The sequence below is a fragment of the Chitinophaga sp. genome, assembly GCF_039596135.1.
Classification (GTDB): domain Bacteria; phylum Bacteroidota; class Bacteroidia; order Chitinophagales; family Chitinophagaceae; genus Chitinophaga.
Map to the genome: position 1 here is coordinate 330,815 of NZ_JBCNKH010000002.1, position 16,287 is coordinate 347,101.

Consider the following 16,287-nt stretch of genomic DNA (forward strand, 5'->3'; position numbering starts at 1 on the left):
GTCACCCACAGGGAGCCTTGAGGCTCCCTGTTAATTTTTACCACAGGTCTTAACATTAAAGTAACAGCATATGAGGTTTTTACTATTGCTCATGCTGGCTGGAAGTGCTTTGCATGCACAACAATACAGCCTCCTCATAAAAAACGGGCACGTTATCGACCCGCGAAATCATATTGATGCGGTCATGGATATTGCCCTCAGGGAAGATACCATTGCTAAGGTAGCACCACATATAGATGCTACGAAAGCCACCACCGTCATAGATGCAAAAGGATTGTACGTAACGCCGGGGCTTATAGATATTCACACGCATAATTTTATTGGCACCACGCCAAACAGGTATTTAAATAACAGTTACAGTGCAGTAGCACCAGATGGTTTTACATTCCGTTGCGGTGTAACCACGGTTGTTGATGCAGGTAGTTCCGGATGGCGCAGCTTTGAAACTTTTTTAGATCAGACCATTCGTCATTCACAAACAAGGGTACTGGCTTTTTTGAATATAGTAGGTGGTGGCATGCGTGGTGGTGCTTATGAACAGGATACGAATGATATGGATGCAAAGATGACGGCATTGACCATTCGCCAGTATAAAAAGTATGTAGTGGGCATTAAGGTGGCACACTTTGAAGGGGCAGAGTGGACACCTGTAGACAGGGCTGTACAGGCAGGAGAGATGACGGGTACACCGGTGATGATTGACTTTGGTGGCAGCAATCCGCCTTTGCCATTGAATGAATTATTTGAAAAGCACCTGCGCCCCGGCGATATTTTTACGCATGCCTATGCCAACGTAAGAGGGCGTATGCCAGTGGTAGATGAAAGTGGAAAAGTACCTGCTTACATCTGGGCAGCGCGCAAAAAAGGAATTCTCTTTGATGTAGGGCATGGTGGCACCAGCTTTTCTTACAAAATTGCCATGCCGGCTATGAAAGCGGGTTTCCTGCCAAATACCATCAGTACGGATATTCACACCGGGAGTATGAATGCAGCCATGAAAGACCTGCTGAATGTGATGTCGAAAATGATGGCAATGGGAATGGACTTTCCTGCACTGATCAAAGCTACTACCGACGATGCGGCAAAAGCTATTCGTCATGAAGAACTGGGAAGCCTGTCAGCAAACAGTGTAGCAGACATTGCCATTTTAAGAATCGAAAAGGGGCAGTTTGGCTTTGCAGATCCTATGGGAGTAAAACTGGAAGGGAAAGAAAAGATTGCCTGCGAAGTTACCATCCGTGCAGGTAAAGTAGTGTACGATTTGAATGGCCTGGCGGATAGTATTTCAGTACAAACCGAAAATTAAAATATGAAACTGTTTTTATTGATTCCACTTTGTTTACTCATGAGTCGTCTGGCAGCGCAGACTATATCTAAAGAGGAACTGATATTTTTAACGGCCGACTGGAAAGGAGAACGCTTTCCGGACGGCCGGCCCCGTATTCCGGATGCCGTGATTACACAGGCAAAGGAAGTAGGATTGGATGATGTATGGACGATCCTGGAAGGAGAGGGGTATCACTGCCAGTTTGAAGGTGGGTTCAAAATGATCCATCCGGATAGTGTAATTGCCGGCAGGGCGGTGACGGCAATGTTTATTCCCGCCAGACCCGATGTAGAGCAGCACATGAAAGAACGTGGGCAGCAAAAAGGCTGGAAGGGAAATACCAATTCATGGCCCATACAGCAGTTGACCAAAGGAGATGTATATGTTGCAGACGGATTTGGTAAAATTGCAGATGGTACGCTCATTGGTTCTACCCTTGGTAATGCTATCTTTGCCCGCTCAGGTAATGGTGTAGTCTTCAATGCATCGGCGCGCGACCTGGAAGGCCTGGAACAAATACCGGGTTTCAATGCACTGGTAAGGGACTGGGATCCCTCTTTTCTGAAAAATGTGATGCTGTCAGGCATGAATGTACCGATTCGTATAGGGCGGGCAGTGGTATTGCCGGGCGATCTGGTATTAACTTCCAAAGAAGGTGTCATCTTTGTACCCGCGCACCTGGCAGAAAAAGTAATCGGTATCGCCGCCTTTATACAAGTAAAAGATGCCTTTAGTTTTGAGATGCTGAAGGCCGGCAAATATACGCCCGGAGAACTGGATAACAACTGGACAGATGCCATCAGGCAGGCTTTCCTTGAATGGCAGCACAGGCAGGTGGGTAAGGCCCCCATGACCCGGCAGGAGCTGGACAAGATGTTAGAAAAACGCACATGGTAAAAATAAATATCCACTTATGAATCATTTAGGCCCTTATATCATTGGTTTTTGGGTACTGTTAGCAATATTATTTTCACGAAAACCACAGACCCGTGGTTACGTGTACACGTTAATGATTTTTGCGGCTGTGACAACTTCGCTATACTACCCGCAATATTTTACCCACATTGGGGATTACGACCTGGCAAAGCTGATCACACCATTACTACAGATCATCATGTTCGGCATGGGCACGGCCATGAGTCTTGGTGACTTTTATGGCGTCATCAAAATGCCGATGGGGGTATTGACAGGCGTGCTCTGTCACTTCACCATCATGCCTTTCATTGGCTGGGGGCTGGCGCACCTGTTTGGGTTTCCGCCGGAGATAGCGGCAGGTGTGGTACTGGTAGGCACAGTGCCTTGTGGCATGGCTTCGAATGTGATCTCTTACCTGGCCAAAGCGAACATCGCATTGTCAGTGACGCTCACCGCTATTTCTACCATGCTGGCGCCTTTTGTAACACCTTTGCTGATGCGCTGGCTGGCAGGTAGTTATATAGATATCAGTGTGACCCACATGATGTGGGATATATTTAAACTGGTGATCCTGCCGGTGGCAGCGGGTTTGATCTTCAATCATTTCCTGAGTGGAAAAGCAAAATGGCTGGACAATATTATGCCTAAGATCTCTATGACAGCCATAGGATTGATCATTGTGATTATTACAGCACATGGGCGGGATAGCCTGCTGGATGTGGGTTTGCTGTTGATACTCAGTTCCCTGATTCACAATTTATCAGGCTATGGACTGGGCTACTGGTTGTGTAAACTGATCCGGATGAAAGAGCAGGATTGCCGTACGATAGCCATAGAAGTGGGCATGCAAAATAGCGGGCTGGCATCGGCAATAGCGAAAAGTATGGGTAAGATAGCGACGGTAGGATTGGCCCCGGCTGTGTTTGGCCCTTTGATGAATGTAACGGGATCTTTGCTGGCCAGCTGGTGGCACCGGCATCCCCCTGAAGAATAACGTGGAGGAGCCGTACTACCGTAAGCAGTACGGCTCAAGTTTTATCATACAAGACGCCTTGCGGCATCACGTGGTGGAATCTATAATAAAGCAAACGGGGAATGAGAGGCAAAAGATAATGACTTTATGCGAAAAAAGTATGCCTTTGGGCGAATTTTTACAAATAATCTGTAGCTATCTTTCTTTTGTCCTGTTAATTTGATAAATTGTTAGTGAATAAGCAGGTCTCAAAAACGGGGCCGGAATCCACTTTCATCAATCAAATACCACGTCTATGAATTCTCACTCGCATCGTCGGGATTTCCTCCGTCAACTGGCATTGTACACAATGGGCGCCGGCATGGTTCCAACTATCCTTGCTGCTTGTAATAATGGTCAATCAACTAAAGAATCAGCTACTAAAGATTCCACAGCTGCCTCCAAAGCGGAAGCGCTGGGCACAGCCAAATCCCTGTTCTTCAAAATCTCCCTGGCGGAATGGTCCTTCCACAAAGCCTTGTTTGCAAACCAGATGAGTCACCTGGATTTCCCCGTGAAAGCCAAAAAAGATTTCGGCATTGAAGCAGTGGAATATGTAAACCAGTTCTTTAAAGACAAGGCCAAAGACAAAGGCTACCTGGCCGATCTGAAAAAGCGCTGTAGTGACAATGGGGTCAGGAGTGTACTGATCATGTGCGATGGAGAAGGAGAGATGGGTGATCAGGATGCAAAGAAAAGACACCAGGCTGTAGAGAATCATTACAAATGGGTGGAAGCCGCAGAGTACCTGGGTTGTCACGCCATCCGCGTCAACGCAGCCGGCGAAGGTAAGCCGGACGATGTAGCGAAAGCAGTCGTAGAATCGCTCTCTAAATTATCAGAATTCGCAAGTACCCATAATATCAATGTTATAGTAGAAAACCATGGCGGCATTTCCTCAAACGGTAAATGGTTGTCTGGTGTCATGAAAACAATTAACCGTCCTAACTGCGGCACACTCCCCGATTTTGGCAACTTCTGCCTGAATAGAACAAAACCTGAAGCCAATACGCCGGAAGCATGGGCAAAAACAAAATGTCTGGAAGAATACGACCGCTATGAAGGGGTCACAGAACTCATGCCCTTTGCAAAAGGCGTAAGTGCCAAAACCTATGATTTCGATGCAAATGGTAACTGTGTAGAAACAGACTATCATAAAATGCTGAAGATCGTGAAAGAGGCCGGTTATACAGGTCATATCGGTATAGAATACGAGGGCAGCCAGTTGTCCGAAGATGATGGAGTGAGAAAAACATTAGCACTCCTTAAGAAAGTGGGAGAGGAACTTAGCTAAGTTCCTCCTCTTTTCTTTTACCATTTATCAAATTTCTTTTAACTTGATAATTTTATAATATCTTAGTAGTCAGTTTCTAAATGCTTCTTTCGTCCACCGTTTAGTAGTTTATCCCTAAAAATCATTGTCCGCAAAAGTAAGTTTGTACTACAACCCTCCTCTATGAATACGTTAATCTTATTCGGCGCACTGGCAAGTTGTATGTTGATGCTTGCCTGTTATATTGAAAAGCTGATATCCTTCTTTGAGGATGTAGATGAGAAAAAGGTGCTGGCGGTAGGCTATGGTACCTGCTCCAGAGGAGGATTTCCAGTTCCTTCGGCCAGTCCGGAGGCCCCTGTTTTACTCACCGGTATTCACAGTACGGTGGATAACCAGTATGTGTACATTTATCCCAATCCACAGGACCGATTCCTGGCGGGGTATTTTGTGCAGGTGGTAGGTACCAGGATCCTGTACAAAATAGGTAATTACGGGGATGATGCCATCATCATTGGTATACCAGAAAAGCTACAGGGAAAAAGATTTACCCTGCAGTATGCGGCTTTTGATACCCAGGACCGTGTGAGCAATAAGATTACCGTGGTGATCGATGCCGTGCCTGTACTGGCAGATGCCCTGGAAGACACCCTGAACTGGATGAAGGAAAACTAATTCACCTTCACTTTTACCCTGTCTCCTTTGAACTGATAAGAAAAATGCATTGCTTTTTGCATGGACTGTAACACCTGGTCCAATGACTGGTTTGGGAAACTCCCATCCACAGCCGGCAATGCCGACACATCTCCATCTACATAGATTTCCGTACCATACCACTCTTCCAGTGTATGCATGGCATTCATAAACGGTACTTTAGAAAAAGTCAGCTCCCCTTTGAGCCAGCGATCCAGCTCTGCAGGCTGATAGGTTTCTTTTTCCATCAGGTCTATTTCTTTATTGGCCAGCACCATATTGCCAATACTCAGTGTTTCTGCCTGGTTGTCGGTAGTGGAATGATAGGATTTAGCTACCTGTACTGTACCGCTACCCAGGTAGGCGGTAGCACCCTGTTGCGCTTCAAAGCAGCGGATTCTGAACGAAGCAGCAGCTGTATTGGTAATAGTGAGAATATTGGTGATCACCTTCAGTTCATGTGGGGAATTGAACCAGGCTTCCCCATCCAGCAGTAAAGTATGTGTTTGCGCGTAATTATCAGGCACCAGCACGGTCGATTTCCCATTCAGCAGGACCTCTGTACTATCGGGCAGGGTGAACCGGGTACGGTTGCCCTGAGTGCCCTCGTGCGGGTTATAATTTACCTGCGCCTCCCTGAACGACGCCAGCGCTGGCTTCTTTCCCGGTTTGAAATACCACATGCCGGCTGTGGTGCCACATAAAATAAGTACGATAATGATATACAGCCACTTGCTGGACTTTGAGTTTGAAGGCACTGGGAATATTGAGTTTGATGAAGGTATAAAAATAAAGAAAAAATTATAGGCCGTATCCCCATTGGGATCAAATAAAAATCATCCCTTTATTATCAATTTATTTAATTAAAACTTCACTTGTTTTGATATTATCTAAACCTGACGACAAGCAGGGAACTTCTACTGTTGTTGATGTTAGGTGGCACCTTAACTTTGCGCCCCATGGAAAAGCAGCAACCTTTGTCATTTGAGAATACCGCTATCGCCTTTGAATCCAGAACGGATAAAGCATTAAAAAAAGCTGACTTCCTGTTTAGTAACATAGGTAAGCCCTGGCTGGTAAAGCTGGGAGCAGCCCTCACGCCCTTAGCCTTTAAGATGCATTTACCCATTAAGGGAATTATCAAACATACCATCTTCGATCAGTTCTGTGGCGGCGAAAACCTGGAAGAAGCGGCCCGTACCGCTGAAACCCTTGATAAATACCATGTAGGTGTTGCCCTGGACTATGGAGTAGAAGCCATGGAAGGAGAGGAAAACTACGACCATGCATTACCCGAGTTTATCCGGGCCATCGAATATGCCGGCAACAAATCCAGTATTCCATTCATTGCCATCAAGGTAACCGGTTTTGCCCGCATTTCCCTGCTGGAAAAAATGCATGCCGGCGAATCCCTTACCAGCGAAGAAAAAGCGGAGTTCGACAGGGTGACAAAGCGCATCCAGACCATTGCTGCAACTGCCGCCAGGTATAACAAAGGACTGCTCATAGATGCAGAAGAAAGCTGGATCCAGCAACCGGTAGATGATATGGCCGATATGCTGATGGCACAGTTCAACAAAGAAAAAGTAATTATCTACAATACTTTCCAGCTGTATCGTCACGATCGGCTGGAGTTTTTAAAAGCTTCACTGCAGAAAGCACAACAACAGGGTTACCTGCTGGGTGCAAAACTGGTAAGAGGCGCCTATATGGAAAAAGAGCGCAAACGCGCTGAAGAAATGGGGTATCCTTCCCCCATCCAACCGAACAAAGCAGCTACCGACGCTGATTACAATGCCGCGGTAGACTTCTGCATGCAACACCTGGATAAACTGGCCGTTTTCATTGGCACCCACAATGAAGATAGCAGTATGCTGGGGGCCCGGCTGCTGGAACAACAAAATCTGCCTCATCAACACCCGCATGTCAGCTTTTCCCAATTGTACGGAATGAGCGACAACATTACTTTCAACCTGGCACATGCCGGTTATCGTGTATCTAAGTACCTGCCTTATGGCCCTGTAAAGGATGTGATGCCCTACCTTATTCGCCGTGCACAGGAAAATACTTCTATCTCCGGGCAAATGGGCCGGGAGTTGGGGTTGCTGCGTAAGGAAATGAAGAGAAGAGGGTTGTAACATTATTCCTGGTATAAAACTACATAAAGCCCCCACCTGCCCAGGCGGGGGCTTTTTATTTCCCCCCTCCAAAAGAGGGTATAACTATAGCATGCCCTTAGTGCTATCTTAGCACCAAAAGATCACCAAAAGGTCACCTCATTATCCCCGGGATATTGAAGTGACCTTTTGGTGACCTTATAGTACCCTTTTGGTAGTGAAGCTATGCTATCCCCACGGCGGAAGCGATTCTTTTTTCCTTACTTTTGCCAAATGGAACAATACCTCAACTTACTCCAACATATCCTGGACCACGGCTCCGTAAAAACCGACCGTACTGGTACAGGAACTATCAGCTGCTTTGGAGCTCAGTTACGTTTTAATCTCCAGGAAGGCTTTCCGTTGGTGACCACCAAAAAGCTGCACCTGAAATCCATCATCTACGAACTGCTCTGGTTCCTGAAGGGCGATACCAATATCAAATACCTGAAAGACAATGGTGTAAGGATCTGGGATGAATGGGCGAATGAAAACGGCGATCTCGGACCTGTATATGGTAAACAATGGCGTAGCTGGGAAACAAAAGATGGCAAAGTCATTGACCAGATCAGCGACGCGATCAACACCATCAAAAAGAATCCTGATTCCCGTCGTATTATCGTAACTGCCTGGAACCCGGCGGACCTGCCAGAGATGGCATTGAGCCCCTGCCACTGCCTGTTCCAGTTTTACGTAGCAGATGGCCGCCTCAGCTGCCAGCTCTACCAGCGCAGTGCAGACGTATTTCTGGGGGTTCCTTTCAACATTGCCTCCTATGCGCTCCTTACCATGATGATCGCACAGGTTTGTGACCTGGAACCAGGTGATTTTGTACATACTTTCGGCGACGTACACCTGTACAGCAATCATATAGAACAGGCAAAGCTGCAGCTGAGCCGTACACCTTATCCACTACCACAAATGAAGATTAACCCTGACAAAAAGGATATCTTCTCCTTTGAATATGAAGATTTCGAACTGGAAAACTACCAGTTCCATCCTCATATCAAAGCGCCGGTAGCTGTATAAGTTCGTTTTTCCTTTATTAAAATCTCTACATGCTCTCTATTATCGTTGCTGCATCAGAAAATAATGTAATCGGCATTCATAATCATTTACCCTGGCACCTGCCGGTGGATATGAAATATTTTAAAGACATGACAATGGGGAAACCAATTGTCATGGGGCGTAAATCTTTTGAAGAATTAGGAAAGGTGCTGCCAGGCAGACCTAATATCATGATTACCCGTCAGCAGGGTTATTCCAGCCCGGGGTTGATTGTGGTACCTTCGCTGGAAGCGGGTATTGAAAAGGCGAAGACCTTTGGTACAGAGGAGATTTTCATTACGGGAGGAGGGGAGATCTTCAGGATGGCATTGCCAATAGTAGATCGGTTGTACCTGACAAGGGTGCATGCGGAAGTAGAAGGGGATACTTATTTCCCGGCATTTGATCCGACCGGGTGGAAACTGGTGAAGAATGAAAGGCATGAGAAGGATGAAAGGCATGCACATGCGCTGACATTTCAGGTGTGGGAGCGGGAGAAATAGAACTGGTCTTATACCAATACTCATAAACTTTAATACCCAAAAAAGGGCTTATACCGAAGGTATAAGCCCTTTTTGGAATATTGAATATCTATCTTTATCTGAATATCACCGTCCCCAATCCATTCGTCAACTCACTCTCTAACTGTTTCAAATGTTTATGCATATTTATACAATTGATCTGCACCTCAAAATCCGTCGTTCTTTCCATCTCCTGCTGGTTCTCTATAATCATCTTCCGTATCTTTCGTAGCATAAGATAATTTGTAGTCGAGATGGTATCCTTCAGGTAAGCATTATCTCCATACACTGTTTCAATCTCAAACTCTTCTTTCCATTTAGGACTCAGCTCTGCTTCTTTATCCTCCATAATCTGCACCACCATCGCAGTTACATCGTGATCGCTGTGATACAGGAACCATTTCTTATCAGGCAGGCTATCCTCGTCATACATCTGTTTATATTCTCTCAGAATGCGTTTCACAATCTCATTATCTGCCAGTGATTCAAAATCATATGGCAGGTGGAAAATATAATCAGCTACGGTATTTTTATCTTCTTCACTAAATGGTTTGTCGCCAAAGCGGAGCAGTATTTTCACCAGTTCTCTTTCCTGTCTTTCATCGGGGTTAAAGAAGTTGTCCGATACCACACCACCATTCTCCATCGCTTCCATGGCAGCAATAGCTTCCGGCGAAAGGTCATCATCGGGGGCAGGTGCATTTTTCTCCTGATCCCTGGAAAACTGTTGCTCTTTCTTTTGCAACTTTTCCCTGATGAATTTATTTACCAGGTTGATCAGCCCCTGTTCATCAATCTTCAGTACCTGGCTGCACTGGCGGATGTAATCCTGTTGTTTGGTAAAGTCTTCCGTCTTATCAATCTTGGCGATCGTCTCTGCAATTTCATTTACCAGCTGAGATTTCCGGGTGGTATCGTTACCGGCATCCTGCATGGAAATTTGCAGTTTAAACAGGATGAAGTCCTGTTTATTTTCCGCAATAAATTGCCGGAAGGCATCGGCGCCTATTTTTTGTACATAGCTATCCGGGTCTTCCTTATCAGGTATCAACACCAGCTTCACATTCAGTCCTTCCTCAATAGCCATATCCAACCCACGCAAGGCCGCTTTTACACCGGCATTGTCACCATCGAAAAGGATGGTCAGGTTGTTGGTATATTTCTTAATGAGGCGTAGCTGGTGCTGCGTAAGGGAGGTACCGCTGGAGGCCACTACGTTTTCAATCCCGGCCTGGTGTAGCGAAATGACGTCGGTATACCCTTCCACCAGCAGGCATTCATTCAGTTTGTCGATAGCGTGGCGGGCAAAGTAAGTACCATACAACACCCGGTTTTTGACATAGATCTCATTTTCCGGGGAGTTGACGTATTTGGGGGCACGGTCGTTTTTGACAAGGATACGCGCACCAAACCCTAATACTTTACCACTCTGGTTATGGATGGGAAAGATCACCCTGCCCCTGTAGTTATCGCCGGGTTGTTCATTCCTCACGGTGACCAGCCCTGTTTTTTGCAGGTATTCCAGGTTATAGCCTTTGGCGAGGGCGGTTTTGGTGAAGGCGTCCCATACATTCAGGCTATAGCCCAGCTGGAACTTGCGGATGGTTTCCTGTGTGAAACCTCGTTCCTCGAAGTAGCTGAGACCTACGTTCTGACCTTCGTCGGTATTAAAGAGTGTATTGGAGAAGTATTCCCTGGCAAAGTTGTTAATAATATACAGGCTATCGGCCAGTTGCTGCTGTTGCTTGACTTCTGCGCTGACTTCCGTTTCTTCAACAGTCACGTCGTAGCGCTGGGCGAGCCATCTCAGGGCTTCCACATAGGAGTATTTTTCATGCTCCATGAGGAATTTGATGGCATTACCACTGGCCCCGCAACCAAAGCATTTATAAATCTCCTTGCTGGGCGTGACGGTAAAAGACGGACTTTTTTCGTTGTGAAAAGGGCAGAGGCCAAGATAGTTGGCGCCTCTCTTTTTCAACTTTACGAAATTGCCGACGATCTCTACAATGTCGATGCGGGCGAGGATTTGTTGTATGGTTTGTTGCGAAATCACGGGGCAAAGTTAGGATTTTTAGGCCGGGTCCCCTAGTATATTGTATATTTGAATCATATTCAGTTAATAATCCCTATATATAAATGAGAAGAATTTTACTATTGTTTGTATTGCTCTGTTTTGGGACATATTTATCAGCACAAACATTGTCAGCCCACTATGCAGTGGATTCCGCTGAATTGTGTTACCCACAACGAACTGTACATTTTACTGATCAGAGTACCGGCCAGGTTAAATCCTGGTATTGGAAATTTGGAGATGGTACCTTTTCAACTGAACAAAACCCAACCCATACTTTTACTAACAGGGGGAAATATGTGGTTAGTCTGGTTGTCACAGATGTGAATGGAAATATAGATTCGACTACCGAAAGTGGAAATAGTAAAGCCATTAACATTTACCCTTTCATTGATTTCGGCATTCCTTCCCTCTATGCTGCCTGCGGGGCGGTGCAGCTTTCTAACCAGGGGTATGCAGATGCGACCGGGATCTTTCCTGCTACCTATCTATGGTCTACCGGGTCGACGGCATCGGCTATCACCGCCAATAGTGCGTACGCTATTTACAAACTCACCCTGAATCAGTGCGGAATGACTGTGAAAGATTCAATCACTTTTACAAAGTCATACTGGGCATTGACAATCGGGGACCCGGTTGTCAATTTTTACAATCTCAATTCAGATTCACTGAAGATCGATTGGGGAGCATTAACTCCATTTCCGTCAGGAACAAAATATAAGGTTGACTGGGGAGCTGGGGCGACTGCCGATACCCTGAAGGAAACAAATTATGTCTGGTATAAAGGAGCAGACGTATTGGGGAAAAATCTCAATGTTACCTTCAGGGCTACTATTCCGAAAGGATGGGGAACGGGGTGTGATACTGTTGTTACAGGCACGAGAACGATGCCTGCAACATATTTAAAATTCGATAGTTGGAATGGAAAAGACACCACCATTTTATATGGTGATACGCTAAGGCTAACCTCTGTCAATACACTGGCTACTGCTACCTGGACACTTCCTGACGACAATCAGGAGATTGATAAGTCAAACCCTGTGCTGATAACTAAAGACTCCGGTTTATATGTGGTGGACATGCAGTATGGTAATGAAATTGTCAGAGAGACAATTCGGGTGAAGTTGAAGCCGCATTGTTCAGAAGACTTTAAGGTAACATTGACGAATTTGGGCGATAAGACATTTGTGATGTCGCCATCTTCATCCTATAGTTACAAATGGTATAGGAATGGCGTACTTATGCCTAATGTTGACTATTTCATTTATCCGCCTACTGAAGCTTACTATGCGGTAGAAGTAACTAACGCTACGGGGTGTGTAGCGCGGGATACTATGTTATGGGCGGTTGTATATGATGCCACCGCAACGTTTACGAATGCTACCCCTGTTATCGCCTGCGATTCAAGCAAGTGGAAGTTCAAGGCCGATTTCGGTTACTATAAGAAGGCAGACTCTATACAGTCCTGGAAATTTGATTATGGTGATGGTATATCAGGTATGGACTCTATACATCAGTATACGGCACCAGGTACCTATCATGTTATCGTAAACCTCAGAACTTACAGTAGTATGGGCGCTTCAGATACTGTGACTGTAACGGTACGGATGCCATCTGTTGTTACCGCTGAAAAAGTGAGTGGTATACAGGATACAATCTTTGCACATCCACCTGTTGGTTATGATCGTTCTCTATTTACTGTAAGCTGGTCAAGAGATGGCATAGCATTGCCTGGCAACTCCTGGTTTATTGTTCCTGATGATGCGGGTACATATACCGTTTCAGTGTCTTCGCAGCATAATTGTGAAAGCAGTGCGAGTGTAATTTATGCACCAGGAGCCGGCTTCAATTATAAGAGTGTCAACTGCGATCCACAAACGATCAGCTGTACCTTTGTCGGAGCTACAGACAGTATACAGGCGTATAAATGGACTTTAAATGGGAAAATAGTATCAGCTGAGAAAAATCCTGTACTGGCACTTGATTCCGGGGTGAATATCCTACGGGTAACTGCTACTTTCACTACCGGCGATACTGCATCCGTGGCTAAATATATCAATGCTGAAGGATGGACGTTGAGGGCGGCTATAGGAACGATCGCTGATTGTAATGTCAGCGCCATATTGGACGCTACTACCAATGCGCCTGCCGGCAAATACTTCATTTCCTGGAACAAAGGAAGAACTTACAAAGAGGGTATGGTAATTGCTGATTCCTCAGATACCTACATCGTTACATTGAAAGATACCTGTGGTAATATCCGCGCAATTGATTCTGTGCACCTGGTGCTGGATCAGGTAAAACAACCTGCAATTTTCCAGGCAGGCGATACTCTGCAGGTCCTTTCTGCAAATCTTAACTATACTTATAGCTGGTTTAGAAATGATACACTGGTAGGTACAGGTACAACAGCACCTTATCCAACCAAAAGCGGTATTTACAAGGTTAAAGCATTTAAGACAGATTCCTGTTACAAGACTTCCTTACCGCTGACTTATATCGCTCCCGGTGAAAAGTTGGCCTATTCAATATCCAAATTACCAGCAGCCTGTGGTTTGAATACCTACGACTTCACTGTTACGCCGTCTTTACCATATGGAGACAGTGTTGTATCCTATTATTGGGTAGCAGGAAAAGACACCTCCCGGACAAACAGGCTGACTGTAAAACTGCTGGAAGGAGGGCTTATACAAGCCCAATTGACAATTACGACAGCTTATGGATTAACAACTACAGTCAATGAATCACAGGAAGTGGTACCGCTTTCATTGAAGGTGAATAATAACGGCATTAATCCTTGTCGTGATACAGCTTACTTAAGTACAATTGTATCAGCATCGACTCCTTACAAAGTAGTATGGAATAATTCATTTGTAGGAAATTCATATACTGCTATCACCAGCGGTACGTATTATGTATCCCTTCAGGATAGCTGTGGCAAAGCCTACCTACAGGATAGTATTACAGTAAACCTGACTCCATTTACACCAGTCATTCGAATTAATGCTACAATAGATACAATCTTCTGTACACCCAACGACACCACTGTTTATACTTACATGTGGAATATGGGTGCAGTTCCAGTGGGTGTGGGCAACAAATCTTACCTTACAGATTTGCAGAATGGAGCAATTTATGGCGTAACAGTAAGAGATACAGGATGTTCGAAGTATTCTAATACAATTGCAGTCACCAAAAAATTGATTGCATCATTTACAATTACTCCAAGCGCATGTGATTCCTCTGTAGTTACATTGGCTGGTAGCTATAGCGAGCTAGCACCAGGTGACACTATACGCAACATCATTTACAATTTCGAAGATGGTTCATATAGCAGAAGTCAGAACCTGGTCAAGGCTTTTCCTTACAAGGGTACATATACCATAAACTTTACTATCACGACAAAAAATGGTTATTCTGCAAAGGCATCACAAACATTCTATTCACCCGGTAACGTAACCGGATTCCTGTATCTCGACACCGTTCCTTGTACGAACGAGGTTACGTTGAATTTTGCGCAAAATGAAGGGGTTGGAAAAAGAACTGGTATTAAATGGTCTACAGGAGATACAAGCCGTTCAATCATTATTAAAAATACCGGCACCTATTATTGCAATTTGGTGAATGACTGTGGCTACACTTATTTAACATTACCGTATACTATCTCATCTGCACCACAACCATTCGACCCGACATTGAAGGTTAGTGGTAATAAGGTAGCAGTGGCTTCGCCATCTGATACCTATTTATACAAATGGTACAGGAATGGCGTAGAACTGGCTGATATTGGCTCTGCCATCTATCCGCTTAATGATGGTTACTATGCAGTAGAGGTAACTAACCGTTATGGCTGCAAAGCACGGGATACCATTCTTTGGATGCTTATCTATGATGCAACGGCAACATTTACGAATGTTACCCCTGTCATCTCCTGCGATTCAAGTAAATGGAAGTTCAAGGCAGATTTTGATTATTATAAGAGAGCCGATTCATTGATATCCTGGAAATTTGATTATGGCGACGGTACATCAGGGACAGACTCTGTACATCAATATTCCGCACCTGGTACCTATCAGGCTGTCGTCAATCTCAGAACTTACAATAGTATGGGGGCTTCAGATACAGTGACCGTCAGGGTACGGAGCCCATATATTGTTACTGCTGAAGCGGTGTATAGTATAAAGGATACGATCGTTGCACATCCTCCTGTCGATTATGATCCTTCCTCCTTTACGGTAAACTGGTCTAAAGATGGGGTAGCACTGCCTGCCACTACCTGGTTTATTATTCCAGATGGTGCAGGTACATACACCGTTTCAGTGGCTTCTCAGTATGGATGCAGATACAGTGCGGTTGTCACTTATGCACCGCCTGCTAAAGCCACCATCGTACCACCTGCTGCTGGTGCCGAAGATCTGGATGTTTCCGCTGATTTTGGCAACACCACCTTTAACAATGACAACGAATTCACCGTTGAACTCACTATCAAAGATCCTGGTGGCCGTACCCTCACAGATAATGAAGTGATCATCCTTGGCACCATCAAAAGCACTGATCCTTCCAGTCTGTCAGTAGCAATACCAGATGCGCTTGCATGTGCTTCTAACTATACTGTTAGAGTGGTATCCAGCTCACCGGCTGACACCACTACCTGGTCTGGCACCTTCACTATCATCAACCAGCCGCCACAACCCGTCATCACCCAGGCAGGCGATAGCCTCTTCACCAGCAGCAGCTACGACCTGCAATGGTACAAAGACGATGTGGCCATATCCGGCGCTACAAATGCTGCCATCCGTGCAAGAGCCAATGGCGCTTACAAAGTAGCTGCTTTGAATGGTGAGAGCTGTACCAGCATCTCAGATGCCCGTTCTGTGGTAATCACCGCTGTTACTAATGTCTCCCTCGGAAGCAATACAGTGAGTGCTTACCCGAACCCGTCTGACGGACCTGTGTACCTCAAATTCGGTTACCCACTCTCCGAAAAGGTACAGGTGAAGGTATATAATATACAAGGCGTATTGGTGTACAGCACCACTACCATCCAGCAACAACAGTTACTGGACTTGTCTACCCAGTCCAAAGGCTTCTACATGGTAGAAGTAACCGGCTACGGTGCTAAAAAAGTACTCACTATTGTCCTCCAATAAGTAGAAGGGATTACTCCGGCCATAGCTGGGGTAATCCCTTTATAATCAACCCCCAAACCCCCTCCGAGATAAAAAAATACCTGTAATGGGTAATTTTACATTTAATAAAGTTCCATAAC

General features: G+C 45.3%; 11 protein-coding genes. 9 read left to right on the forward strand and 2 right to left on the reverse strand.

All coding sequences use genetic code 11. The features are described from left to right. The first annotated feature begins 70 nt into the window (after window positions 1–70). The 5 genes from ABDW16_RS03240 (at window position 71) to ABDW16_RS03260 (ending at window position 5,202) form a co-directional block, all read left to right on the forward strand. A complete protein-coding gene (locus tag ABDW16_RS03240) occupies window positions 71–1,306 on the forward strand; it encodes an amidohydrolase/deacetylase family metallohydrolase (protein ID WP_343667680.1) in 1,236 nt (411 codons plus the stop codon). Window positions 1,307–1,309: 3 nt separating this feature from the next. After that, window positions 1,310–2,224: an RraA family protein gene (locus ABDW16_RS03245; RefSeq protein ID WP_343667681.1), complete on the forward strand. Its 915-nt coding sequence runs from the start codon at window positions 1,310–1,312 to the stop codon at window positions 2,222–2,224. A 16-nt stretch (window positions 2,225–2,240) separates the two neighbouring features. After that, complete coding sequence (locus tag ABDW16_RS03250) at window positions 2,241–3,236, forward strand: bile acid:sodium symporter family protein (RefSeq protein WP_343667682.1); 996 nt, start codon at window positions 2,241–2,243, stop codon at window positions 3,234–3,236. Window positions 3,237–3,510: 274 nt separating this feature from the next. Next, on the forward strand, window positions 3,511–4,548 hold the full coding sequence (locus ABDW16_RS03255) for a sugar phosphate isomerase/epimerase family protein (protein ID WP_343667683.1): 1,038 nt from the start codon (window positions 3,511–3,513) through the stop codon (window positions 4,546–4,548). 162 nt (window positions 4,549–4,710) lie between these two features. Next, a complete protein-coding gene (locus ABDW16_RS03260; RefSeq protein WP_343667684.1) occupies window positions 4,711–5,202 on the forward strand; it encodes a hypothetical protein in 492 nt (163 codons plus the stop codon). On the opposite strand, the gene ABDW16_RS03265 is transcribed toward ABDW16_RS03260, so the two are convergent. Further along, window positions 5,199–5,978 carry a DUF4974 domain-containing protein gene (locus ABDW16_RS03265; RefSeq protein ID WP_343667685.1) on the reverse strand — a complete coding sequence of 260 codons (780 nt, stop codon included), beginning with the start codon at window positions 5,976–5,978 and terminating at the stop codon, window positions 5,199–5,201. The genes ABDW16_RS03260 and ABDW16_RS03265 overlap by 4 nt on opposite strands. 201 nt (window positions 5,979–6,179) lie before the next feature. Here ABDW16_RS03265 and ABDW16_RS03270 point away from each other — a divergent pair, with 201 nt between their 5' ends. The 3 genes from ABDW16_RS03270 (at window position 6,180) to ABDW16_RS03280 (ending at window position 8,926) form a co-directional block, all read left to right on the forward strand. Continuing rightward, window positions 6,180–7,358, forward strand: coding sequence for a proline dehydrogenase family protein (locus ABDW16_RS03270; RefSeq protein WP_343667686.1), 1,179 nt, complete (start codon window positions 6,180–6,182; stop codon window positions 7,356–7,358). 252 nt (window positions 7,359–7,610) lie between these two features. Then, a complete protein-coding gene (locus ABDW16_RS03275) occupies window positions 7,611–8,405 on the forward strand; it encodes a thymidylate synthase (RefSeq protein WP_343667687.1) in 795 nt (264 codons plus the stop codon). Between the two features lie 29 nt (window positions 8,406–8,434). Further along, the gene (locus ABDW16_RS03280; protein WP_343667688.1) at window positions 8,435–8,926 is read left to right on the forward strand and encodes a dihydrofolate reductase; all 492 of its coding nucleotides are present in this window, start codon (window positions 8,435–8,437) and stop codon (window positions 8,924–8,926) included. A 94-nt stretch (window positions 8,927–9,020) separates the two neighbouring features. Here ABDW16_RS03280 and dnaG read toward each other — a convergent pair whose 3' ends face one another. Continuing rightward, on the reverse strand, window positions 9,021–11,000 hold the full coding sequence (dnaG, locus tag ABDW16_RS03285; protein ID WP_343667689.1) for a DNA primase: 1,980 nt from the start codon (window positions 10,998–11,000) through the stop codon (window positions 9,021–9,023). 83 nt (window positions 11,001–11,083) lie between these two features. On the opposite strand from dnaG, the gene ABDW16_RS03290 reads away from it, so the two are divergent. After that, the gene (locus ABDW16_RS03290) at window positions 11,084–16,168 is read left to right on the forward strand and encodes a PKD domain-containing protein (protein WP_343667690.1); all 5,085 of its coding nucleotides are present in this window, start codon (window positions 11,084–11,086) and stop codon (window positions 16,166–16,168) included. The last annotated feature ends 119 nt before the right edge of the window (window positions 16,169–16,287 follow it).